Below are 271 nucleotides of genomic sequence, written 5' to 3' on the forward strand. Positions count from 1 at the left end.
GCGAGGGTGTCGTGCTTGCGCAGATACACGAGTGCGATCAGGGCCCGCTGAGAGGCAGGCAGCTTGCACCGGCGGTCACCCTCACGGGTGGCGGTCAGCATCGTGACCCACTCCACGAGGGCATGCGGAAGGTCCAGTGCGGCTGGATAGGCATCCAACAAGGCACCCTGGCGAACGAGTTGAGACGTGAGAGATCTCGCTCAACCGTCCGGGAGCCTTGTCCGTTACGAGCCCTCGCCCGGCACCCGATCGGTGGCCAACTCGAAGAAGC

General features: G+C 64.9%; 1 pseudogene. It reads right to left on the reverse strand.

Annotation, left to right across the window (positions count from 1 at the left end):
• Positions 1–158: pseudogene (locus IF89_RS45740) on the reverse strand (IS5/IS1182 family transposase); the annotation flags it as partial.
• Between the last annotated feature and the right edge of the window lie 113 nt (positions 159–271).

This window comes from Streptomyces sp. NRRL F-2664, from assembly GCF_000719345.1.
Taxonomy (GTDB): Bacteria; Actinomycetota; Actinomycetes; order Streptomycetales; family Streptomycetaceae; genus Streptomyces.